The sequence below is a fragment of the Clostridium lamae genome (assembly GCF_033043255.1).
GTDB classification, from domain to species: domain Bacteria; phylum Bacillota; class Clostridia; order Clostridiales; family Clostridiaceae; genus Clostridium; species Clostridium lamae.
The window spans coordinates 130924-156470 of sequence record NZ_JASCQJ010000005.1 but is presented as its reverse complement, the minus strand read 5'-3'; the positions used below and the strand labels follow the sequence as shown (position 1 = coordinate 156470).

21 protein-coding genes and 1 other RNA gene are annotated in these 25547 nt (G+C 28.4%); all 22 read right to left on the bottom strand.

The window, feature by feature from the left end; translation table 11 throughout:
• Nucleotides 1–340: 340 nt before the first annotated feature.
• The 22 genes from srtB to QK892_RS04640 all read right to left on the bottom strand — a co-directional run bounded on the left by srtB (nucleotide 341) and on the right by QK892_RS04640 (nucleotide 25445).
• A complete protein-coding gene (gene srtB / locus QK892_RS04745) occupies nucleotides 341–1066 on the bottom strand; it encodes a class B sortase (protein ID WP_317272384.1) in 726 nt (241 codons plus the stop codon).
• Nucleotides 1067–1322: 256 nt separating this feature from the next.
• Entirely contained in the window at nucleotides 1323–6089 is a 4767-nt protein-coding gene (locus QK892_RS04740) for a Cna B-type domain-containing protein (RefSeq protein WP_317272383.1), read from the bottom strand.
• A 345-nt stretch (nucleotides 6090–6434) separates the two neighbouring features.
• A complete protein-coding gene (locus tag QK892_RS04735) occupies nucleotides 6435–11513 on the bottom strand; it encodes a Cna B-type domain-containing protein (RefSeq protein WP_317272382.1) in 5079 nt (1692 codons plus the stop codon).
• A 217-nt stretch (nucleotides 11514–11730) separates the two neighbouring features.
• The gene (locus tag QK892_RS04730; RefSeq protein WP_317272381.1) at nucleotides 11731–13041 is read right to left on the bottom strand and encodes a sensor histidine kinase; all 1311 of its coding nucleotides are present in this window, start codon (nucleotides 13039–13041) and stop codon (nucleotides 11731–11733) included.
• Between the two features lies 1 nt (nucleotide 13042).
• Nucleotides 13043–13780 carry a LytR/AlgR family response regulator transcription factor gene (locus QK892_RS04725; RefSeq protein WP_317272380.1) on the bottom strand — a complete coding sequence of 246 codons (738 nt, stop codon included), beginning with the start codon at nucleotides 13778–13780 and terminating at the stop codon, nucleotides 13043–13045.
• Nucleotides 13781–14094: 314 nt separating this feature from the next.
• Nucleotides 14095–14430 carry a DUF1653 domain-containing protein gene (locus QK892_RS04720; protein WP_317272379.1) on the bottom strand — a complete coding sequence of 112 codons (336 nt, stop codon included), beginning with the start codon at nucleotides 14428–14430 and terminating at the stop codon, nucleotides 14095–14097.
• An 8-nt stretch (nucleotides 14431–14438) separates the two neighbouring features.
• Entirely contained in the window at nucleotides 14439–15482 is a 1044-nt protein-coding gene (locus tag QK892_RS04715) for an NADH:flavin oxidoreductase/NADH oxidase (RefSeq protein WP_317272378.1), read from the bottom strand.
• Between the two features lie 254 nt (nucleotides 15483–15736).
• Complete coding sequence (locus QK892_RS04710) at nucleotides 15737–16042, bottom strand: hypothetical protein (RefSeq protein WP_317272377.1); 306 nt, start codon at nucleotides 16040–16042, stop codon at nucleotides 15737–15739.
• Nucleotides 16043–16201: 159 nt separating this feature from the next.
• Complete coding sequence (locus tag QK892_RS04705) at nucleotides 16202–16336, bottom strand: hypothetical protein (protein WP_317272376.1); 135 nt, start codon at nucleotides 16334–16336, stop codon at nucleotides 16202–16204.
• 381 nt (nucleotides 16337–16717) lie between these two features.
• A complete protein-coding gene (locus QK892_RS04700; protein ID WP_317272375.1) occupies nucleotides 16718–17119 on the bottom strand; it encodes a DUF1259 domain-containing protein in 402 nt (133 codons plus the stop codon).
• Nucleotides 17120–17195: 76 nt separating this feature from the next.
• Nucleotides 17196–17396: a DUF6290 family protein gene (locus QK892_RS04695; protein WP_317272374.1), complete on the bottom strand. Its 201-nt coding sequence runs from the start codon at nucleotides 17394–17396 to the stop codon at nucleotides 17196–17198.
• 88 nt (nucleotides 17397–17484) lie between these two features.
• Nucleotides 17485–17661 (bottom strand): hypothetical protein, encoded by a 177-nt coding sequence (locus QK892_RS04690; protein ID WP_317272373.1) that lies wholly within the window; start codon nucleotides 17659–17661, stop codon nucleotides 17485–17487.
• A gap of 260 nt (nucleotides 17662–17921) precedes the next feature.
• The gene (locus tag QK892_RS04685) at nucleotides 17922–18131 is read right to left on the bottom strand and encodes an alpha/beta-type small acid-soluble spore protein (RefSeq protein WP_317272372.1); all 210 of its coding nucleotides are present in this window, start codon (nucleotides 18129–18131) and stop codon (nucleotides 17922–17924) included.
• Between the two features lie 187 nt (nucleotides 18132–18318).
• On the bottom strand, nucleotides 18319–18618 hold the full coding sequence (locus QK892_RS04680; RefSeq protein ID WP_317272371.1) for a spore coat protein: 300 nt from the start codon (nucleotides 18616–18618) through the stop codon (nucleotides 18319–18321).
• Between the two features lie 5 nt (nucleotides 18619–18623).
• Nucleotides 18624–18839 carry a hypothetical protein gene (locus QK892_RS04675; protein ID WP_317272370.1) on the bottom strand — a complete coding sequence of 72 codons (216 nt, stop codon included), beginning with the start codon at nucleotides 18837–18839 and terminating at the stop codon, nucleotides 18624–18626.
• Between the two features lie 141 nt (nucleotides 18840–18980).
• An RNA gene (rnpB, locus tag QK892_RS04670) (RNase P RNA component class A) lies at nucleotides 18981–19395 on the bottom strand.
• A 54-nt stretch (nucleotides 19396–19449) separates the two neighbouring features.
• Entirely contained in the window at nucleotides 19450–19701 is a 252-nt protein-coding gene (locus QK892_RS04665) for a hypothetical protein (protein ID WP_317272369.1), read from the bottom strand.
• 94 nt (nucleotides 19702–19795) lie between these two features.
• Nucleotides 19796–20587: a Nif3-like dinuclear metal center hexameric protein gene (locus QK892_RS04660; protein WP_317272368.1), complete on the bottom strand. Its 792-nt coding sequence runs from the start codon at nucleotides 20585–20587 to the stop codon at nucleotides 19796–19798.
• Between the two features lie 12 nt (nucleotides 20588–20599).
• On the bottom strand, nucleotides 20600–21292 hold the full coding sequence (locus QK892_RS04655) for a tRNA (adenine(22)-N(1))-methyltransferase (RefSeq protein WP_317272367.1): 693 nt from the start codon (nucleotides 21290–21292) through the stop codon (nucleotides 20600–20602).
• 43 nt (nucleotides 21293–21335) lie between these two features.
• The gene (gene rpoD, locus QK892_RS04650; protein ID WP_317272366.1) at nucleotides 21336–22442 is read right to left on the bottom strand and encodes an RNA polymerase sigma factor RpoD; all 1107 of its coding nucleotides are present in this window, start codon (nucleotides 22440–22442) and stop codon (nucleotides 21336–21338) included.
• Between the two features lie 45 nt (nucleotides 22443–22487).
• The gene (gene dnaG / locus QK892_RS04645; protein WP_317272365.1) at nucleotides 22488–24245 is read right to left on the bottom strand and encodes a DNA primase; all 1758 of its coding nucleotides are present in this window, start codon (nucleotides 24243–24245) and stop codon (nucleotides 22488–22490) included.
• 165 nt (nucleotides 24246–24410) lie between these two features.
• Nucleotides 24411–25445: a deoxyguanosinetriphosphate triphosphohydrolase gene (locus QK892_RS04640; protein ID WP_317272364.1), complete on the bottom strand. Its 1035-nt coding sequence runs from the start codon at nucleotides 25443–25445 to the stop codon at nucleotides 24411–24413.
• Between the last annotated feature and the right edge of the window lie 102 nt (nucleotides 25446–25547).

The window sequence follows — 25547 nt, the reverse complement described above, 5'->3', positions numbered from 1 at the left end:
TACAAAAATAATAGTAATAATTAAGTTAATATAATTGAAGCTTTCTACTACTATTATAGGAAGCTTATACATCAAATCTAAGATTATCATTACTATTCCCATTAAGGATAATAAGCCAATAAATACTTCATATAGAGTTTTATTTTTCATATGACTACTCCTTACTTAGTTATCTACTTATATTTTATATAGTAGACTTACTAAAAATGATAAACCAATATATTTTTAACTAAATATTTTTCCATTTAAAACTATTTTATTAAAATTTTCTATATTAAAAAGAGGATGCTAGCTATTAATGCCTCTCCATCCTCTTCATTTTATTTATTAACTTTTTTATTTAAATTTCTTTTTCAGCTTTTAACTTAGCATGTACTAATGTTCTTTCCTCACCAGTAGCATTCGTGCATGTAGATAATGTTAATATATTCTTATTACCCTCTTCAAGATAATCTAAAGTTTGATAAGATTTTCTTCTAACACTATTTATATATTCATTAAAATCTTCATCAGTACTAAAATTAGTTTTGTAAGGATTAAAGTCTCCATTATTTACATAAACTGAAAATATTTCATATTCTAATATCTTGTTTTCTAAGTGTATATATATTTTTTTATTATTACTTAAATAATCAGAACTTAATAATTTTGACAAAGTACCAAACATACTTTTATCCTTCATATTATGCCCATGTACTATAATATTTTCATCTTCTAAGGATTCATTTCTAGAATCTAGAAATATACTTCCGCCACTATTTGCTTCTCCTTTAAAATTCTTATATAAATATTCTTCATTATTTTCAGACCTAACTACTGGATAGTTTATATTAGTTTCAGGAATGTTTATCCAAAAAATATAATCCTCATTAATTTCTTTTAGAGCAGCATATTCATCATTTTTTATTTTAACTTCTTTATCTTCCTTTACAACTATCTCACTTATATCATTATATACTTCTTTATTTCCCTTATATTCACTAAATATTTTATAAAGATTATAGGTTGAGAAAATAAAAATACCTAAAAAAATTAATATAAGTGTCTTCCTTAAAAGTTCTCTCATTGACAGTGCCTCCAGTAAATTTTATTAATGTAATTTTTATTTTATAAATAGTAAGATTTTAATACTCTTATTATATTTATACTCAAACTTCGATTCCTTACATAATTTTAACAATATATATACCATTTTACCATATTTTCATCAAATTTTATTATATTAAATTTTGTCACTTTATATAATAAATAGACACACTGATATAATTTTATAAACAGTGTGTCTATTCTATTAATTTATCTACTATAGAAAATTAAATTTATTACTTTTCCATAGTCCTTCTTCTTTTTCTTAAAACCATTATAGAGATTAGTGAAAGAGAAATTATAGCTAAACTAGCATACAGAATCATCATACTATTATCTCCAGTTTTAACATCACTAATACTAGGAACCTTTTCTCCACCATCGTAAGTGTTTGTAATTGTATATTCATTAGCTTCATTAGCTTCTCCACTAGATGTATAACCATTAATACTATCTTCTTTTATAGTATATACATATTCTTTTCCATCAGTAGAGTATCTAGGAAGGTTTTCATATACATATTTTTCTCTTCCATTTTCTTTAATTCCACCATCTAATGTAACAACCTTATCTTTAAGTTCTACTCCATTTTGATAAAGATGTAGTTTTATTTCTGGTACTTCTGAATCTTCAGAAATATTTTTCCATACTTTATTAAATTGTATATCTACAATAGCATCTTTATTAAATATATTTTCAACTGTGAATTCATTATTTTCTGATGATATATTCTTTTCATAACCTATTACATCATCTGATAAAACTTCTTCAATAGTATATATATATTCCTCTCCAGTTATATCATACTTAGCTAAATTTTCAAATGTATGAGAATAACCATTTTCTTCATCTAGAACTACACTATTGATTTCAGTTCCATTTTGCTTTAATGAAATTTCAACTTCTGGAACCTTATCTGTATTAGGATCTACATTTGTCCACTTCTTAGTCACCTTAACTGAAGTTTCTTCTGGAGTATAGATATTTATAATATTATATTCTAAATCATATAAAGCTTTATATCCATTAATAGCTTCTTCTACCACTCTATATTTATACTTATTTCCCTGCACTGAATATTTAGGTAGGTTATCAAAGCTATATTCAGCATTTCCAGCTGTTAATTCTAATACCCTTCCTTCTACTGGAGCCCACATTATTCCATCTGTTGAACTTTCTAATAAAATTTTAATAGTTGGTACCTTACTTAAATCCTCCTCACTAACATTACTCCAAGTCTTTTTACCACTGATATCTATACTTTCAGGTGTAAATATATTAGTAATTGTATAATTATTAGAAGCATTTGCTTCACCACTTGATTTATATCCCATAACAGTTTCTTCAATTACTGTATATACATATTCCTTTCCTTCAGTAGCATACTTAGGAAGATCCTTAAATAAATAAGATTCTATTCTATTCTCCTTTATTCCACCTTTTAATGTAACAGCTTTGTCTTTAAGCTCTACTCCATCTTGATAAAGGTGTAATTTTATTTCTGGTACCTTTGAATTATCAGTAACATTTTCCCATATCTTAATAAATGGTATATCTACTGTAGCATTTCTATCAAAGATGTTTTCAATTACAAATCCATCTTCTCCTGATATTATTTCCTTAGTATAACCCACAACATCATCTGATAGAACTTCTTCAATAGTATATATATATTCTTCTCCAGTTGGAGCATACTTATCTAGTTTTTCAAAGATATGAGTATATTCATTTTCTTTGTCTAAAACTATTCTATCAACTTCAGCCTCATTTTGTTTTAATATAATATTAACTTGTGGAACCTTATCTGTATTAGGATCTACATTTGTCCACTTCTTAGTAACCTTAATAGAAGTTTCTCCTGGTGTATAGGTATTTAGTATATTATAGCTTCCATTCTCTGAAGTAATGTAACCTGTAATTGGAGTTTCAACTACACGATAGCTATATTCCCTACTATCAGAAGCATACTTTGGTAAATTCTCAAATTCATATTTAGTATTACCAGCTGTTAATTCTATTACTTTACCTGCAACTTCTGACCAAGTTTCTCCTTTATCAAGTGAACTTTCTAATTTAATTGTAATTATTGGTACAGTATTTAAATCTTTATCTTCTACATTGCTCCAAGTTTTTTCACCCATAACAGTTATACTCTCATTAGTAAATGTATTAGTAATTATATAATCATTAGATACATTTCCTTCACCACTAGATATATATCCATTAGTAGTTTCTTCGATTACTGTATAAGTGTACTCTTTTCCCTCAGTAGAATATCTAGGAAGATTTTTAAATGAATATTCTTCACTTTCTTTTATTCCACTAGTTAATGTAATCACTTTAATTTCTACTCCATTTTGATGAAGGCGTAAAGTAACTGATGGTACTTCTGCACCTATAGGAACACTTTCCCACTTCTTTAAACCTAAAATATCAACTTTTGTCGTATCAAAAGTATTAGTTATAGTTACGCTACCATCTTCATTAACTAGTTCTTCACTAGAATAACCAACTGTTCCCTCTTTCATATCCTCTTTAACAGTATATATATATTCAGCACCAGTTTTTGCATACTTAGGCAAGTTAGTAAAAGTATATCTATATCCATTCACCTTGTTTAAAACTTCAGTTCTAAATACTTTACCATTTTGATATAATACTGCTGTAACTTCTGGTAAGATGTCATTTTCCACATCCACATTATTCCATACCTTATTTACAGTTAATTCAGTTTCTCCTGGAGAATATGTGTTAATAATATCAAATTCCTCGTTATATTTTGATTCATACCCATTTACTTTTGACTCTCTAACGCGATACTTATATTCATTAGAATTAGTATCTGTCTTAGGAAGGTTTTCAAAGATATATTGAGTTTCACCACTTATTAAAGTAATACTTTCAACATCCTCTATTTTACTTTCATCATCCCAGTTATCTGCTGTAGTTCTTTGTAATGTGATTAATATATCTGGAACTTCTCCTTCAATATTATTTCCTGATTCATCAACCCAAGTTTTAATACCGCTAATTTTTATCAATTCTGGATTATATGAATTTGTAATTGTAAACTTATTTCCATTTTCATCTCTTTCAATGGCTGTTTCATATCCTAATACCTTATCTTCTTTCACTGAATAAGTTATTACTCCATTTTCATCAATAAAAGGAAGATTAGTGAAGCTTCCCTTCCATTCATTAACTTTATTTAAAACTAATGAATTATCAGTTTCAACGCCATTTTTATAAAGCCTTACAGTTACTCCTTCTGGTAAATCTGTTTTACCATCCGGTAATCCGCTCCATTTCTTTTCAACATTAATATTTCTAGCTGCTGGATAATTGATTATCGAATCACCTAAAGTAGCATCTTTAGTAGTATTACCATAGGCTACCCCTACATTCCAAGGGCCTGCTGCTATATATCCACTTGGTGTTGCTTCAGTTAAGGTATATACCCCTGCTGGAATTTTACTAAAAGATACATATCCATTTGAGTCAGATATTACTGTCTTTACTACTGCTTTATTAGATCCTGTTGCAGTTCCACTAAGTGTAAATGAAACATCTTTCATAACCTTATTATTTTCATCAAACTTAGTGAAATTAAATCCTCCAAATAATCCTTTTACCTTTGGAACATTAAAATTAGCATGCTTTAATTCTAAACTTTCATCTTCGCCTTGTTTTGAAAATAAATAATAATCTAATATTGTTTCTCCATTTGTTGCAACATAATCATAATTGACATCTTCTTTAGTTGTATCTAGAATTGCTCTATATTTTAGCGTATAGGTATATTTTTTATTCCCTTGTTCTGTAGTACTTTCTACTGAATCGCTATTTTTGATATCCCATTTTAAAATATTATTATCAAAGCTATATGAGTTATTTCCACTTTCTTCTTCAATCTCTTTATAGATAATATTTTCTCCCATAGGATCTGTAACATTCCAAGCTTGTGCACTTAAAGCAATTAATTTACTAATTTTTTCAAATTGCTCAGTTAATTCAGATGCATCATTAGCTAAGAAATTACGTGTTGCAAAAGTTGACATCCATGTACTTGGATTTAATTGTACACTCCTACTATTGTCATAGTAAAATCCCACAGACGTAGTTGAAAATGCAATAGTATATAAATTTGCTCTACTGTCTTTAATAGTCTTTGCAATATTATTAGTATTTGCTTGTACACCATTTACAGTACCACCTACAGGCTTCCAAGTGGCAGTTGTTGATGAATTTGTTGATCCACTTGTTACACCACTCATAGTATTAATACTGGTTGAATTACTATTGCTAGCATAGGCAGTAGGAGAACCATCTGTTAATAAAATAATATTAATATTACTTATCACATTTCCATCACTTCCATTAAGAAGACCTTTGCTTTTTCCATCCTTTACAATATTGTTAGCCATTAATAATGCACCTTCTATATTGGTCCATCCATTAGGATTTTGAATACTATTTATTTTGCCTTCTGCAGAACTTAAGTTGCTAGTTACATCAATCCATATATTTTCTCCTGATTCGTAAGTTTCATTTTTTACATCAGTAGCAAAAGATACAATAGAAACTAATCTTTTAGCATTACTTTCAGCTTCGACATTAGCAAACTCTGTTAAAAAGCCTTTTGCAGCTGTCTTCATAGCTTGAAAACGAGTGGTGCTTCCTGATCTTTCATTCATACTTGTTGATCTATCAAGTACTAATACTGTTGCTGCATCTGGTGATAAACTAATATTTTTTATATCCTCTTCTGTAGTTACTTGTAAAGTTATTTCAAACTCATTTTCAACTCCAGTTTCTACAATAGTTTTTGAAGTAGTAACCTTGTCTGAATCTACTTTATTTTCTCCTCCTTGTTCAACTATTTGACTATTACTTAAATTTACTTCTAATTCTTCAGCTTCTACTACAGATTTATGGCTGGAAAAAGTAATACAGCTCGCCAATAAAGTAACTGTCAAAATTCTACTAATAATTTTTTTAATCATAACACCTCATCTCCTAAAAATTTATTGAATTACCAATTTAATTGAATTATAGTTTCAATTAAATTTATGATGAAATTTATGATTTATACCTCTTTACATTTTATAATTTCATTTTTTATATGTAAGTTATAAATTTAACACACGGAAAATGAGGGTAATGTTAACAATATTAAAAGTTCTCAAATATTTTATTGTATTAAAATTATTTTCCCTTTAAAAGTTACTTAATTCTTGATACCTATAGTAAATTTAATAAAATTATTACAAATAAATAGACACACTGATATAATTTTATAAACAGTGTGTCTATTCTATTAATTTATCTACTATAGAAAATTATATTTATTACTTTTCTATAGTTTTTCTTCTTTTTCTTAAAGTAATCATTGAAATTAATGAAAGAGAAATTACTGCTAAACTAGCATATAGTATCATCATACTATTATCTCCAGTATTTATATTACTATTACTACCTCCTATATTAATATCACTAATACCAGAAACACCTTCTTCAATAATCTTAGTATTTGTGAAATTATAGCCCTCTCTTTCAGATTCAAATCCCTCAATCTTATCTTCTGTTAATTCATATACATATTCATGTCCATCTGGAGCATATTTAACCATGTTATCTAATGCTATTTCATATTTTCTAGTACCACTTGGAACAACTATATTATGAATTTCCTCTCCATCTCTAAGAACTCTTATAGTAATATCAGGAACTTTATTAATATTTTCTACATTAACCCAAGTTTTTGTACCATTAATAGCAATCTTTTCTCCACCATAATAAGTATTTGTAATTGTATAGTTATTTAATGCTTCTGCTATACCACTAGGTATATATCCATCAACACGATCTTCAATTATTGTATATACATATCTAGTACCATCAGTTGAATATTCAGGAAGATCTTTAAATACATAAGTTTCTCTTCCGCCTTCTTTAACTCCTCCAGCTAATGTAATCACCTTATCTTCAAGCTCTACTCCACTTTGATAAAGATGTAATGTAATTGCTGGCACTTCTATGTCTTCTGAAATATTTTTCCATACTTTCGTAAATGTAATATCTACCTCACCAGGATCAAAAATATTTTCTACAACAAATCCTTCAGCGCCAGATGTTATTTCGTTAGTATAACCTTTAACCTCATCTGCTAGAACTTCTTCAACAGTATATACATAAGCATCTCCAGTTGGTGCATACCTATCTAAATCCTCAAATGTATGTGTATAATCATTAAATTTATTTAAGACTATACTATCAACTTCTTCTCCATTTTTCTTTAAGATAATCTTCACTTCTGGAACTTTATCATTATTAGGATCTACATTTGTCCACTTCTTAGTAACCTTAACTGAAGTTACTCCTGGAGTATATATATTTGTAATATTGTAATCTTCATCATATGAAGGTTCATATCCCTTAACTTTATCTTCAACTACACGATATTTATATTCCATTCCATTAGATGCGTATTCTGGTAAATTATCAAATCTATATTCTGTATTTCCAGCTGTTAATTCTACTACTTTTCCTTCAACTAAAGCCCAAGTTTCTCCATCTATTGAATTTTCTAATCTAATAGTGATTGTAGGAACTTCATCTGTAACACCTTCTCCGCTCCAAGTTTTTTCACCATCTATACTGATACTTCCTGGAGTATAGGTATTTGTAATTGTATAGTTATTTGATGCATTTGCTTCACCACTAGATTCATATGCAGTAATACTATCTTCTTTTACTGTATAAACATATTCTTTACCATCAGTAGAATACTTAGGAAGATCTTCAAATACATAAGTTTCTCTTCTATTTCCTTTTATTCCACCATCTAATGTAATAACCTTATCTTCAAGTTCTACTCCATTTTGATAAAGATGTAATGTAATTGATGGAACTTCATCACCTGCAGCAATTCCTTCCCATACTTTATTAAATGTTATATCTATATCTGTAGTATCAAATATATTATCAACTACAAATCCATCATTTCCTGATGTTATTTGTTTAGAATAACCGACAATACCATCTTCTAGAACTTCATCAACAGTGTACTCATATGCTTCTCCAGTTGGTGCATATTTAGCTAAACCTTTAAATGTATGAGTGTAGTTATTTTCTTTATCTAAAACTATGCTATCAATATTTGTTCCATTTTGTTTTAATAAGATTGTAACCTTTGGAACAGTATCTGTGTCAGGATTAACATTTGTCCATGTCTTAGTAACCTTGACTGAAGTTTCCCCTGGAGTATAGGTATTTAAAATATTGTAGTCACCATTATTAGAAGATACATATCCATTTACAGGAGATTCAACCACACGATACTTATATTCTCTACTATCTAATGAATATTTAGGTAAATCCTCAAATTTATATGAACTTTCTCCAGCTGCTAATACTTTAGTCATTCCTTCAACCGGTGTCCAAGTATCTCCATCTAATGAACTTTCTAATGTAACTGTAATTGTAGGTACAATAGATGTATCCTCTACACCACTCCAATTTTTTTGACCCATAACTGTTACTTTCTCATTAGCAAATGTATTATTAATTACATATTTATTCGAATCATTTCCTTCACCACTAGATTCATATCCATTAATAGTGTCTTCAATTACTGTATAAACATATTCTGTACCATCAGTAGAATATTTAGGAAGATCTTCGAATACATAAGAATCACTTACTTTTACTCCGCTACCTAATGTAATAGAATTTATTTCTACTCCATTTTGATATAGACGTAATGTAACTGATGGAACTATTGCACCTTTAGGAACATTTACCCAATTTTTAACTCCTGTGATATTAACCCTTTCAGTATTGAAAGTATTTGTTATAGTCACACTTCCATCTGAGTTAATATTTTGAGTGCTAGAATATCCAACTGTTCCTACTGGCACCTCTTCTTTAACGGTATATTTATATTCATCACCTGTAGTAGCATATTTAGGTAGACTAGTATATTTATAAGTATATCCAGTTTCTTCATTTAGAACTTTAGTATTATCATATACTTTGCCATCTTGATAAAGTATTAATCTAACTTCTGGTAAAGTATCACTTTCTATATTCACATTTTCCCATACTTTATTTACAGTTAATTCTGTTTCACCTGGAGTATAGGTATTAGTTATATCTAAGTTTTCATCATATGTTGGTTCATAACCCTTTACTTCAGCTTCTCTTACACGATACTTATATTCCTTTGAATTAGTAGCTGTCTTTTCAAGATTTTCAAAAGTATATTGAGTATCTGGATGTGCTAATGTAATAGTTTTAACATTTTCCCACTTATCTGATGTAGTTCTTTGTAAAGTAATTTTTATCTTTGGAACAGTGCCTTGAATTGGATTACCAGATGAATCAACCCAATTTTTTGTACCACTAATTTCTATACGCTCTGGATTGTATTCATTTGTAATTGTAAATTCATTTCCATCTTTACTTCTTGAAATAGATGGCTTATTATATCCTGCTACCTCAACTTCTTCTATTGAATAGTTTATTACAACACCATTTTCATCAAGATAATGAAGTTTATCAAAACTACCTGTCCATTTATTACTTCCACTTAAAACTAATGTTTTACCAGTATCTTTATTATTTGCATAAAGCTTAATAGTTACATTTTCAGGCAATTCATATTTTTTATCTGATGGTAAATCCCAAACTTTTTTAACAGATATATCTCTATATGTTGGATAATTTACTATCCTATCGCCTAATTTAGAATCCTTAGTGACATTTCCATAAGATACTACTACTTTCCATGAATCTGGTTGTACATAGCCATCAGGTGCTGTTTCTGTCAATGTATATTCTCCTGCTGGTATATTTGTAAAACTTACTTTTCCATCTGAATAAGATGTTGTTGACATTACTACTGATTTTTCTGATCCTGTTGCAGTTCCAGTAAGTGTAAATGTAACATCTTTCATTGCATCATTATTTTCATCAACCTTAGTAAAACTAAATTCTCCAAATAATCCCTTTACTTTTGGAATATAAAAATTAGTATGTTTTAATTCTACACTTTGAGTATTATTTTGTGTTGAGAATAGATAATAATCTAATGTTGTAGTTTTATTAGTATCAACAGAATTATAACTATACCCTTTATTAGTTGTATCCAAAGTAACTCTATATTTTAATGTATAAGTATATGTTGTAACTGTAGCACCATTAACTGTTTCAGGGCTTATAGCTGGTGTGCTACTCTTTAAATCCCAATTCAAAGTATTGGTTTGTTTATCAAAGCTATATGCATTATTAGAGTTTTCATCAATAACATTACTATAAGTAATATTATCTCCCATAGGGTCAGAAACCTTCCAAGCCTTAGCACTTAAAGCAATTAATTGATTAATTTTTGTAAATTGCTGACTTAACTCGCTGGCATTATTAGCTAAGAAATTACGTGTTGCAAAAGTTGCCATCCAAGTACTTGGATTTAAATCCACATAAACACCATTGTTATCTTGTTTCTTATGTCCATCATCTTTATCAGGATCTTCTGTATAAAATATTGCATCTTGTGTTGAAAATGCAATAGTATATAGATTTATACCATTCTCTTTAATTGTTTTAGAAATATTACTAGAATTGGCTGATATATTATTGACTGTACCACCTACAGGCTTCCAGTCGCTTGTAAATGCTACATTGCTTCCACCTTCTACACCTTTTATAGTATTAAGACTATCTGTATTGCTACTTGCATGGAATGTAGGACAACCATCTGTTAATAGAATAATATTAATATTTGTTATCCCTTTAAGAGTCTCTTTATTCTTCCCATCAGCTATAATATTGTTAGCCATTATCAATCCGCCTTCAATATTAGTTCCCCCAACTGGATAATCAAGATCATCTATTATTTCTGTTGCTTTATTTAAATCACTTACAACATTAATCCAATTATTAACATTATTTCGACTATCATAAGTTTCATTTTTCACATCACTAGAAAAAGATACAATAGATACTAATCTTTTTGCACTACTCCCTGATTCTACTTTAGCATACTGTGTTAAAAAAGCATTTGCGGCATCTTGCATTTCTTTAAAACGAGAAGTTGAATCTCCATCTGTTCTCTCCATACTTCCTGATCTATCAAGAACCAATACTGTTGCTGCATCAGGAGATATACTTATGTTTCTAATATCCTCCTGTGTAGTTACTTGAAGTGTAATATCAAATACATTTTCAGTACCTGTTTCTTCAATAATTTTTGATGTAGTAACATTATCTTCTTTTATCGTATTACTTTCACCACTATATACTATTTGCCTATTACTAGTAAGTGTCGATATATCATCTGCTTTTACACGCGAACCATTACTAGAGAAAGTAATACAACTAGTTAAAAATGTAACCGATAAAATACTGCTTATAACCCTTTTAACCATAATCTCTCATCCCCTTTAATTGCATTATTAAATTGTCATTTATTCAAAACTTAATGAACAATTTAAACTTATTATTTTTGTATTACTACATTTTATTTATACCATTTTTTTCTGTTTTTTTTACATTTAAGGAATAAAAATAACACATAGGGAATAAAATTTATCGAATATTCAGACTATTGCAACGCAAAAAGATGTTGTCCCAAAGGACAACATCCTATAAAATATTTTTTTGATTATCAATACCATTATTTAAAATAAAACTAGAATGAAAAACTTTATTCTCTGCTTCGAATGTACAATATCCATTATATTTCTTACAAATCGATTCCATTGAAGGAATTCCTATTCCAGATTCAGAATTATTTTTCTTTGAAATTATTCTTCCTCTTTTTCTAATAACAACTCCATCAAAACTATTATCTACTATTAAAACAAATTGAAAATCATCATTTTCTGAATAAAGATTAATAAATTTATCTCCTTCTGCATTTTTACTTGCAGTTATTGCATTTTCTAAAATATTACCTAATAGAGTACATAAGTCCACATCTCTAACTTTTAAATTATTAAAGGAACATTTTACTTCAAATCTTATACCATGTTCTTTTGCAATACCCATATAATGATTAATAATTCCATCTATAACCGAATTCCCACTATAAGGCAAATATGAATCTATTTTGTAAGTTTTCTTATACTCTTCTAAGTACTTTCTTAACTTTTCAAATTCTTCATTTTCAACAAACCATGTAATAGTTGAAATATGATATTTTAAATCGTGCCTAGCCTTTCTTACATCTTGTACATTCTCAGACAACGCCATATAATAATCTTTATGCCAATGGAGCTGTTGTAAAATTTTCTCCATTTTCAAACTTTTATTATAGTCTTGAGTAGTACCTTTAGAAATAATTAAAATGGCTAGTCCAATAAACGCCATCCCTATAAGTTCTGTTAAACTTATATTGTATTTATTTAGAGGTGTTAAAAGAAAGCCTGCTAAAAAAAGTGAAATAGACACAACCCATAACTTTTTCCAGTAACTTATACTATCATAATTTGAAAATGGTGAAAAAATATTCACTATTATTTTTTTAATTGGAATATACAATATTAAAAAATTTAGAATTATCGCTATATTACTTATAAGCATTTTTATACGGATATCTTGTACATAAAAAATCTCTTGTATGTAAACTGAAATTGATATAAGTATCATAGCTATTGTTTCAGCTACTCCAAATACAAATAAATGCTCATAAATCTTATTTTTTATCACTATAATGTTAACTGCCAACATTAATATAGAAAAACTTAATATATTTATATTATAAAATATTACATCTATTCCTCTAGTTAACTGAACTATTAAACATATAATAAAATTTATAGTTAGCAATACAGTATATAATTTAATAAGTTTCATCTTTTGTTGTTTACCAATCTCATTCGAAAATGGCAAATAACGAAGTACAATACCCGGTATATGTACTATTATACAAAAAAAACATATTAAAATATTCATTCTAATTTACTGCCATCCACTCTCTCATTTTTTTCCATTTATAATCACAAAAAGCCTTTTTTATATTATCTCGCTCATTTCTGCTTATTGGTATTTCAGTTCCATCAGACATCAAAAGAACATTAGTTGGAATATTAACAATCTCACGAACCGAGACAATTGCATAACGAATTGGCTTTATAAAATCTGGCTTTAATAATATTTTATTCATCTCTGCTAAGCTAGTGGATGATTCTATAGGTCCTTTTTTTGTATGTATTATACTTTTTTTCCCTGAAGCTTCTACAAATATAATATCATCTAACGATATATATGTTTCCATACGCCCAACTTTCACAGTTATGAACCGAACTGAATAATAAGCATATAAGAAATTATCCATTAATAAAAATAATTTTTTCTTATTAACAGGCTTTATCATATAGTAAAGAGCTGATACATCATAAGATTCCGAAGCAAAATCATCACTAATTGTTGTGAAAACTATATTTATATTATTTTCACTCTTCTTTAGTATTTTTGCTACTTCAATACCATCTATATTATCCATAAAAATGTCTAAAAATATAATATCATATTTCTGAAAGTCGCTTTTTAATAGATCTTCTCCAGAAGCAAACTCATCAACGTCTGCATATATGTTATTCTTATCTATATATTCATATATAAGTTTAATTAGTTTTTCTCTATCTTTTTTTGAATCATCACATATGGCAAACATTATCTTTTTATTATCCATATATTCCCCTTCCACTTATATAACCATCACTAAGGTATTTATTATTTAGTATCAAAGAGTCCTATATTTAGAAATCATTTTTGTTAATTCATTTCTAATATACTCTAACTTACAAAATAACATCCTATAATTAACTTATTATTATTCTTTTTTCTTGTTATTTTAATTCATTATTTATATATAATGCTATCTATATTTTACCATATGTATTCTGTTTTTTCATTATTTAATATGTAAATTCTTATTAAATAAATCTATTAAATATTTTTAGACTAAAAAAGCTGCTAATATTTGATATTAGCAACTTTCTAAACTTAATTAAATAATTCAAACCTATATTTTTGCTCTACATTTGGATACTTATTTCTATCTACTTCGCTTAAAAACATATCTATAGGTCTAGCGTAAATTCCTTTATCGTCATAAAGAGCCTTGTATAAAACTAAACTTTCCTGTAAATTTTCGTCATGATAATATAAATCTCCAGATTTATATATATTTATATCATTATTTGATTCTGTATGATAAGCTTGTAGCTTAATTTCATTTGTCATTAAGCCATTATCTTCAATGGGCTTACTTACACCCATTACAGCATAATAATTATTTTTAAAATGTTTATAAATAGCAGGATACTTTATACTTCTCATTTCATCACCTATTCCTCTTTAATATTTTTTGGGAAACCTCTCATATATTGATTAGGAACTTGTGTTTTTTTATCTAGCTTTATAGCTGCGTCTAAAGTCCAATAAGGATTTCTAAACATACCTCTTCCTATAGCTACTAGGTCAGCCTCTTCATTTCCTATTATTGAATTAGCAAGCTCTGGTTCTTCTAACCTACCTACAGCAATTATGTCTGCATTTACATTTTCTTTTATTTCTTTAGCATATGGAAGTTGATATGCAGCATGGTTACCAGGGTCTCTTGAAGGCGCAATTGCTCCCTCCCCTCCAGCACTTATATGAAATATATCCACTCCAGCTTCTTCATATGCTTTTGCCAGTTTAATACTAGTTTCTATCCCATATCCATTCTCTACATACTCAACAGCAGAAATTCTCATAATTAATGGCATATTTTCAGGCATCTCGCTTTTAGCTGCTCTTATTATATCCGACCCGAACTTAGTCAAATCCTTTCCATATTCATCCTCTCTCTTATTAGTTAATGGCGAATGAAATTGGTGTATTAAATATCCATGTGCTCCATGAATTTCAATTGCATCAAAACCAGCCTTAACTGCGCGTCTAACTGCCATCCTAAACTTTTCTACCATTTCCTTTACTTCATCTGTAGTTAATTCTCTTGGTGTTTTATACGTCTCGTCATAAGGTATTGCTGACGGTGCCACTGGAACTTTTGCATCCTCTGCCTTTCTACCAGCATGAGCAATCTGTATTGCTACCTTTGCTCCATATTTGTGACATTCATCAACTATTCTCTTTAAAGGTTCTATTTGCTCATCGCGCCATAGCCCTAAATCGTAATCACTAATACGTCCATCTGGCTCAACATCTGTCATTTCAATAATGATTAATCCTGTTCCGCCTATTGCCCTACTTACATAATGAATAAAATGCCAATCTGTAGCTATTCCATCCTTCTTATCAACTGAGTACTGGCACATAGGAGGAAAAACTATTCTGTTCTTTAATTTAAGCCCCTTCATTTCGTAAGGTGTAAATAAATCTTTCATAAAACCAGCCTTTCTTATAGTATTGTTTATTTTTAGTATAAGTATTCTAGTTTTATAAATCAAGCAATTAGTATCTATTAATAACATTTATTATTTATTATCAATTATTTATTTTTAATATTTTTTTATTTGACATAAAACTTGTCCTTAATCTATCATATAGTTATTAGTTAATTATTTTGTCAGGTAGATTTTATACATACTGCTTTTCTACCTGACTCTGTCATTTCTTTTTATTCATCATAAATATCGTCTTATTTAATATTTTCACTTTTTATATTATCTTTACCTTGCCCTATTCTCACCAATAAATCATGCACAAAATTAGATCCTCTCGAAATTAAAATACCAGTTAGTATTACCCCTAAAAATGGTATTATAGTATCTATTTCAAGTAATCTCAATATATCTAGTCTAGTACCTATACATATAACTAGAGATACTACTAAAGCACCTATCCTATCTATTGATATTTTTCCTTGCTGCCATATCATCTTTAATGTTTCCCAAACACTCTCAGCTATTAAAGCAACTATAAATATAGTAAATATATTTTCCATACCACTACCTCCCCCTAATATATCTTAATCAATAAAAATTTTCAGATAATTTCTATATTACATCATATTTATACAAGGGTTTAGTTATAACTTATATTTATATTTGTCTCTATTTATTTTTAAAATAAAAAAGAATCCTATCTCTAGGATTCTTACGTACTATCTCATATTACGCTTATTTAAGTTGATTGCAGTATTTATTTCCATTTCTTTTTCTTTCCTAGTTGCGCCTCTAAAGAATATAAGAATTAAAGTTATTCCTATTAGCCATGCCATCATTATAATAATTAGCATTCTTTTCACCTCTATTTTTTTCAATGCAATTATTATTCCACATACTCTAAATATTATTCTTAAATTCTTATTTTTCTATATTTATATTGTCTCTAACATTTAATTCAACTATATATATTACTTTTAACGAAAAATAACACCTAATATTGTAGCTATTAGGTGTTATCTTTTCATTATTGATTGTGAGGACTTGTTAATAATGTGGGTGGATATTTACTTATTAACAAGTCCTTCTTTTATTTTATTTCTATACATACATATAGTCAATACTTTTACACATTTTCTTACATATTTATATATTTGTTTTTAACAAATATATAACATATTTTACTTTTAAAGTATATTATATATTAAAAATGAAATTTCCTAATATTTATTATTCTATTTTCTTAGAACTTTTAAAGCTTCAGCTACCTTTCTTGCAAAATCTAAAGGTCTATCAATGGATTCAAAATGAATATACATTAATCTTGGATTTTCAAATAGCCAATGATTGTGCAATGCAGTCACTATTATTCCTTTTTCTCTTAACACAGATATAAAGTCATTTATTTCATTTTGAAGTATAACTGTTTCTCCTAGATTTAGAGTTCTACCATTTCTATCTGGACATTCAAAAGAAAATAGTGCTGATAAAGCAAGTGGTGAATTTGTTCTTCTACCTAATATTTCTGCTCTTATATTTCTCCTAAAGGTTACTGTACATACATTATTATCTTTACTTAATATTTCAGCTCCCAGTATCTCAGCAAATCTATTGCAAACCTCACAAAAATTACTCAAAATCACACCTCCAAGGTTGTATAGTTAGATATTTATATAAACATAATATGCTTATGTGTACATTTATGTTAACAATTTAAACATTCATATCAATAAAGTTATCTATTTCTTTCATAGCTAAAGTTCTAAAGAATTCACTAACTGAGATATTTTTCAAATCACAATATTTTTTTATTAAAATCTTTTCATTTGAATTGAGTCTAAATTCGAATTTATCGTCAAGTAAATTTACTTTCTTTTTAAATATGAAATTTACTAACTTCATTATCTTACTCATTACTCTCCATCACTTCTTTCCACTATTCTTAACCTTTTAAAATTATTCTCCATAAATATCTCACTATACTATCCCCACTGTATCAATATTACTCTTCTTTTATGACAACACTTGCTTCTTTTATATCAGGTAAAGGTATTAATCCTAATAGCATATCCTTAACCGCTACGGATGGGACAGAGTACTCTAATAACTTACTATAAAGTTTTAATTCCCTCTCTTTATTCTTAGAAAACTCTATTATTATTCTTAGTCTTTCTGCCATACTTGCACCTCCTAAATATTGCTTAGTGGTACATTGTATGCCTAAGTATTGCATAGTAGAACCTTCTTATTATAATTTTTCAAATCATTTCAATTCAAATGAGATGTTTATGAACATAAATAGAAGGACTAGTAATTTGTTAAATTACTAGTCCTTATTATGCTATTAATATAAATAAAATTAAATTATATTTAATCATATTTATTATATATTTACGAATGTATTTTATTTGAACTATATTAAAGAATCATTATTAAATATTATTTTATTTGCTTCTCATATTGTTCTACCATTCTTCTAACCATTTCTCCACCAACACTTCCATTTTGTTTTGAAGTTAGGTTACCCTTATCAGCTGATTCATAGTTAGAAATACCAACTTCAGAAGCAACCTCATTTTTTAATCTATTTAAACCTGATTTTGCTTCTGGAACTAAGTTTTTATTTCTTCCATTATTATTTGAAGCCATATCTTTCACCTCCTTAATATGTTTACAATACTATATTAACCATATTTGTGGACAGCTATTCTGTATAACTTTTACCTATAATGTAATAATATTCTTCTTTTTTAGCTAATTCTTCTTGCATTAAAACTGCATATTGTGAAATAAGAAAAAAGAGCTCTATTTCTAGAGCTCTTATAAATATAACTATTTATTTTTCATTAATAACGTTGTTTGATTCATTATAAGAACATGTTAATTGTTGTATAGGAGTATCATATGGCTTAATCCACCCCTTAGTAACACTTAATTCAGTAAGTGCTGTATGTCCTTCAACCATTTGTATTAACGATGCCGAATATATGGCTCTTAATTCAGGTGTACTACTTGTTAAAGCTGAGTTAAGATACATATCTGCTGCTTCCTTTGCTGCTGAAAGCATACTAGAAATTATTAGTTTATCATCTATATCTGCATTGTTCTTTATAAGATTCCCTATCATGTTTCTCATAATATCTATTCCTCCTTAGCAACCGGTATTTTATTCTCAACTATAAATTGTTGTATAGCTTTAATTCTTCCCTCTGATGCCAATATACTAGCTTCCGATTGCCTTTTCAAATCCTCATCTGATATTAGAGTATTTATTGCTCTTTGCATAATCAAGCCATCAGACTCCATTTTTAGTACTACTGCTAATGATAGATTTTCTATTTCAGAAAGTGTTCTCATTTAATCACCACCTATAATTCATTTCATATCATATTATGTGTTGAGCTATGTATAATAATCATGTTAATATTTACCTTAATAAAATAATTTTTTATTAATAAAAAAAAAGAAAAACACTAGCCGTTAAGCTAGTGTTTTCCATGTACGAGATAAGCCGTAAGCGGAGTTCTGTATTAAGCAATCATCTATCTAGGCTTATTGTTACCAATAAGCTCAAGCGGTACACCCGGAAACGGAGCGGGCAACTCCTAAATGTTTCCCTATTCGACCTTGCTCCAGGTGGGGTTTACATAGCCATCATGTCACCATGATGCTGGTGAGCTCTTACCTCGCCTTTCCACCCTTACCTTAAGTGACACTCCAAATCTATGATTTGACTAGTGGAACTTATACATTCTAATTTATTAGAATGTATTCCTTCTTACTTAAGGCGGTATCTCTCTGTTGCACTTTCCTTCAAGTCGCCTTGACTGGACGTTATCCAGCACCCTGCCCTATGGAGCTCCGACTTTCCTCTACTAGATCTAGGTCTAGCAGCGATTGCATGTCTTACTCGCAAAAATTATCTTAACACATCTTTCGAAATAATACAAATGAATTTTTTTACAATTTAAACAAATTGAAGTATTATAACTAACATAATTAAAATAATCCATGTATAAAACCCTATTCCTGATAGTAAAAGAGTAAGTATTAATAGTATGAAAATAACTAGCCTTGCTGCAGGATTAATACAGTTCCTAAAAAAAATAGGGCCTCCCTCACCAATCTTTTTTCCTATGCCATCGAATATATCCTTAATTCCATCTTGGAATACTTTTGACCATGATCCTTTTCTTCTTTTATAATAAGATTTCCCCATAGCACATCTCCTAAATTATTCTCTTATTAATAATATATGCTAAGTAATTGTAAAAAGTTAAAATAGGCATCAAATATATGATGCCTATTTTATTCTATACAAAAGTATATGGATCCTTACTACAATCTGAAACAATAATTTCTATATCCTTCAGCTTATCTTGCAATTTATTTATTACTTCTAAAAATACAATCCATTCAGATAAAAAATGTCCAGTATCTATAATAGATACTCCCATTTCTTTATAATCACTTGCGAAATGATAAGTTGTATCTCCTGTTATTATGCAATCTGCACCTTTTCTATAAGCTATATCAAAAAAGCTACTTCCACTACCATTAATAACAGCTATATTTTTTACCTTTTCAGAAGCTTTTACTACTTTTAAACCTTCAATATTAAGTTTTTCTTTAACTTGTTTTACTAAATCTTCTAAAGTTATCTCTTCGTCTAATCTAATAATTCTTCCAAGACCTTCATTTGAATTTCTTGCATTCTTATTAACCTCAATAAGTTCTTTTGATTCATAACCCAATATATTTACTATAGTTTCATTTAGTCCACCACTAGCTGAATCTAAGTTGGTATGGCTTGAATAAAGATTTATATCATTTTTTATTAGTTCAATTATTTTTTTCCCAGTTAATGTATCAGTTGTGATACTACTAGGCTTTTTAAATAATAATGGATGATGTGTTATAATTAAATCTACATCCTTTTTCTTTGCTTCTTCAATTACTTCTAATGTACAATCTAAAGATAAAAGAATCCTCTTAACTTCTTTTTCTTTATCCCCAACCATTAAGCCAACATTATCAAAATCCTCTTTTAAGTTTATTGGAGCAAATTCCTCCATTATTTCAATAATATCCTTAACCCTTTTCATAATCATACTTCCTTATAAATAATTCATCATATTTGAAATTATATTAATTTTTTCTTCTACTGACGCTCTTCTTTCTTTAGCAGTTATAGTACTTTCTGTTATAAAACTAAGTATTTTTTTATAATTTTCTATTTTAGAATTTAAATAATCTTTCATTAATGGATGCTTTTGCATTAATAATTTAGGACTAACTTCATAATAAATTGGATCTAGTCCAATTGATTCTCCCGCTTTTTTTCTAACTTTAAAAAGCTCATAATATATTCCCTCTTCTTCACAAAGGTCTTCTTTTATTATTTCGTAATCATTATTATAAAGATATTCTCTTAGCACTTCTGGATTTTGTGCAGGTACAAGTATTAAATAATTTAATGAGCTTACTTTATCAATACTTTCTTCAAGTATATCTCTTATTAAATTTCCTCCCATACCAGCTATTATAGCAACTTCCACTTCACCTTCTTCTATAGGCTGGAATCCATTTCCAAGTCTAAATTCTAATTCATCTCCGGCTCCTTCTAAAATTGCATTAAGTCTAGCTTTATCTAAAGGATCTTTATTAATATCTATAGCAATAGCCTTATTGCATAAACCATTTTGTGTAGCGTATAAAGGAATATATCCATGATCAGTTCCTATATCCGCTAAAATCGATGTATTTTCAATATTATCAATTATAAAATTTAATCTTTTGCTTAGTTCCATTTTTTTCTTCTCCTTGCTAAATTAAAATTAGCACCAGTAGGTGCTAATCTAAATAATCCTTTAATTTTTTACTTCTTGAAGGGTGTCTTAACTTTCTAAGTGCTTTAGCTTCAATTTGTCTTATTCTTTCTCTAGTAACATTAAACTCTTTACCAACTTCTTCAAGAGTTCTTGCTCTGCCATCATCTAAACCAAATCTTAGTCTTAATACCTTTTCTTCTCTTGGAGTTAAAGTATCTAAAACATTGATTAGTTGTTCCTTAAGCATTGTAAATGCAGCTGCTTCTGCTGGTGCTAAGGCATCATCATCTGGTATAAAATCACCTAAATGTGAATCTTCTTCTTCACCTATAGGTGTTTCTAGTGACACAGGTTCTTGAGCAATCTTTTGAATTTCTCTAACTTTATCTACTGGTAAATCCATAACCTTTGAAATTTCTTCTGGGAATGGATCTCTACCAAGCTCTTGTAATAATTGTCTTTGAACTCTTATTAACTTATTTATAGTTTCTACCATGTGAACTGGTATTCTAATAGTTCTTGCTTGGTCAGCAATTGCTCTTGTAATTGCCTGTCTTATCCACCATGTAGCATAAGTTGAGAATTTGAAGCCTTTTCTATAATCGAATTTTTCTACAGCTTTAATTAAGCCTAGGTTACCTTCTTGAATAAGATCTAAGAATAACATTCCTCTTCCAACATATCTTTTAGCAATACTTACAACAAGTCTTAAGTTTGCTTCAGCTAATTTCTTTTTAGCTCTTTGGTCACCTTGCTCAATTCTATTTGCTAAATCTATTTCTTCTTCGGATGACAATAGAGGAACCTTTCCAATTTCTTTTAAGTACATTCTAACTGGATCATCTATAGCAATACCTTCAGGAATAGTTAAGTCTAATTCTTCTTCTATTTCTTCTTCACCATTTGGTTCACCAATAACTTCTATCCCCATAGACTCTAATACTTCATATATTTTTTCAATTTGTTCTGGACTTAACTCTACACTTTCAAGTTCATCCATTATTTCCTTATATGTTAAAGTTCCACTCTTTTTTCCTTTATCAAGCAGATTCTTCACTATATTCATTTTATTACTTCTTTCTTCATTATCCTTCTTAACCTGCTTAGCTTTTGTTTTTTCATCTAACATATTTCTACCTCCTTCCGTTATTGCCAACTGTACCTACACCTCTCTTTAGCTTCTCATCAAATTTTTTAATTCAATAGCAATTTGTATTGACTCTTCAATTTTACCCTGCGCTTCTAAAAGCTTTTGCTTTTGTTTTAATTCTTTTAATCTTTGGTTTAATTTATAAACATCTATTTGTTTTATCAAATCTTGAATTAATTTCTTATTATCTTTTCCTACAAGTACTTGTTGTTCGTTTATTTTAACAACTTCCTCAATAGTTTTTATATTTGTACATTTTGATTCTAAAAAAGTTTTTATATTATTTATATTTCCCTTTTTAGCTTCTTTAATGATAGAAAAAATCTCTTTATGTTCTGGAAGAATTAACTCATCTTGGTTTATTAAATTTACAATGTAATCATAATATTCTTCATTCAAACATAGTTTTAATAAAGCTCTCTCTGCCTTTACAAAAGTAGGCTCCTTATATAATTTTGTTCCATTTTCTTCCTTATTATTCATAAATTCTTGATTTTTCATATTTTTTGTCATTTCTCTTGCTAATAAATCATATAATGCTTGTTCTCTTATACCTGTATTCTCCGATATCTTCTTAATATAGATATCTTTTTCAACTGGATTTACTTTAGCTAAAATTTCAGTAACTATTTCCCCATATTTCGCTAAATCACTACTATCTTTAAAATTTATATTTTCTCCAGCTTTTTTTATTCTGTAATCTACTAAGCCTTCTGCTTCATTTATTAATTTAATAAATGCTTCTTTTCCATTACTTCTAACATACTCATCAGGATCTTTTCCTTGTGGTATGCTTAATACTCTTACGTCAAATCCTACATCCTTTAAGATGTCTAATCCTCTCATAGTCGCTGCTTGCCCAGCAATATCTGCATCATAAGATATAATAACCTTATCTGCATATCTTTTTAATAGCCTTGCTTGATTCACTGTCAATGCAGTTCCTAATGAGGCTACTACATTAGTAATTCCATACTGATGCAAAGTTATTAAATCCATATATCCTTCAACCATAATGAAGTATCTTTCCTTCATATTACTTTTGATTGCAAAGTTTAAACCATATAAATTAGTTCCCTTTTGGAAAACTAATGTTTCAGGTGAGTTTAGATACTTTGGTTTAGAATCGTCTAAGACTCTTCCACCAAAACCTATTACCTTACCCCTATAATCAAAAACTGGAAACATTACTCTATTTCTAAATCTATCATATTTATTTCCTGTTTTTTGTGAAGTCAAAACTAGCCCAGCTTCTAATAATATATTTTCACTAAAGCCTTGTTTTCTTAAATGAAATAATAAGCTGTTCCAACTATCCTTTGCATATCCTAAACCAAATCTTTTTATAGTTTCCTGCCTTATTCCTCTATTTAAAAAATATTCCATAGCTATTTTATTAGACCTTAAATTTGAGTAAAAAAACCTACCCGCTTCTACATTTACTTTATAAAGTAGTTCCTTTTTTTTGGCTGTTGGATTTACTCTATTTTCATCTTCTAATAATATATTAGCTCTATCTGCTAAATATTTAACGGCATCTATAAAATTCATATTTTTATTTTTCATAACAAAAGTAATTACGTTTCCTGATTCACCACAACCAAAACATTTATATATTTGTTTTTCTTGTGAAACAGAGAAAGAAGGCGATTTTTCATTATGAAATGGACATAATCCTGAAAAGCTTCTTCCAGCCTTTTTTAGCCTAACTGACTCAGATATTACATCTACTATGTCATTTTCTTCTTTAATTTTTTCTAGAATCTCTTCAGAAATCTGCAAGGAGATTCACCTCCTTACTTATAATTTTCGTCAACTTATATTTATTTCGACATTTTTTATTAATATCCTTCTTTAAATAAATATTTTTATTATTTTTTATTAAAACTTCTTTATCTATATTCTTTATCAATTTTAAAATTCCTGCATCCTTAATTATTTTTATCATTAATAGATTACTAATTTCGGAACAAAAATAGAATTGAATGTATTTAAACAATAATCATCACTCATTCCTGATATATAGTCTGCAACTGCTCTTTTTATACCTTCTTCTTCTGCTATTTCTTTATATATTCCTGGAAGTTCATTCTCATGAGTATAATAATGATTAATTAAGTTTTCCAAGACGAATTTTGCCTTATCTCTTTCAACTCTTAAAATATCTCCTAAATATACATTTTTGAACATAAAGCGTCTAAGCTCTGTCATAGCTTCCCAAACTTCTTTACTAAACGCTATATCAATTTCATTATTTTCTATAGCTTCTGTAGTATTTAATACTACATCTCTAACTAAAGTTTCTATTCTCTTAGAATGACTTTCTCCAAGTACCTTTATTACTTCTTTTGGTAATATATCTTCACTTAAAAGTCCTGCTCTTATAGAATCATCTATATCGTGATTTAAATAGGCAATTTTATCACTAACTTTAACAACTCTTCCTTCTAATGTTTTCGCTTTATTATTGCTATTGTTACTTAAGCCGCTATGATGTAGTATACCATCAATAACTTCTTCAGATAGATTTAGGCCCTTTCCGTTTTTCTCTAATTTTTCTACAACTCTAACACTTTGTTCATTATGCCTAAAACCTTCATCCAGAAAAGCATTTAACACTTCTTCTCCATTATGTGCAAAAGCTGCATGACCTAAATCGTGGCCAACTGCTATTGCTTCTATCAATTGTTCATTTAAACCAATTCCTAATCCTATTGTCCTTGCTATTTGAGATACTTCTAATGTATGAGTTAATCTTGTTCTATAATGGTCACCAAAAGTCTTTATATAAACTTGAGTCTTATGTTTTAAACGTCTAAAAGATTTACTATGAATTATTCTATCTCTATCTACCATAAAACAAGTTCTCATCGGGTCAATTTGCTCTTCCTTCCTTTTTCTTCCTAAGGTTTCGCTACTAAATTGTGCTTGTGGGATCAATGTCAACCTTTCAAAACCTTCCATTTTTTCTCTTACATTCATATATCTCACCTCTATATTACATATTCTATATTTTTCTCTATTTTCCTCTATTTAAACATATTTATTAATAATATATTTAATACCTAGAATATTTTCTTTTTT